The following is a 348-nucleotide window of genomic DNA, read 5'->3' as shown; positions in this document are numbered from 1 at the left end:
CTTGACGTCCAACCCTACGGATTCACCCCGCTGAAGCTGCCGCCGGCGTTTGAGTTTGAATCCTTGGTCCACGCAGCAAATGAGCGAGTTCCTATCGAAGCTGTCGAGTTTGGGACTGAGACACTGTCGACCGTGATTCGAGAGTACGATGCTGCCTGACACCTTTCAGGGCTGAAGTGCTGGAACTCCTCCGCTCCTGTTTCCCGGCAGCTGAACGTGTTGTGGACGACTGTGGCATCGACTCCACAATCACTGGCGGTCGGCTGAACTATTATACATCTCGTCGAAGTCACCTTCACCACGAATCAACTCATCTACGCCGCGTGCGAGCGTCACTTCTCCGAACAC

The 348-nt window shown here is 55.5% G+C and carries 1 pseudogene; it reads right to left on the bottom strand.

The features are described 5' to 3' along the window. Positions 1-249: 249 nt before the first annotated feature. Positions 250-348, bottom strand: a pseudogene (locus EXE42_RS20330) (ArsR family transcriptional regulator); the annotation flags it as partial.

The organism is Halorubrum sp. SP3, from assembly GCF_005435195.1.
Taxonomy (GTDB): domain Archaea; phylum Halobacteriota; class Halobacteria; order Halobacteriales; family Haloferacaceae; genus Halorubrum; species Halorubrum sodomense.
This window is presented reverse-complemented; position numbering and strand designations above follow the sequence as displayed.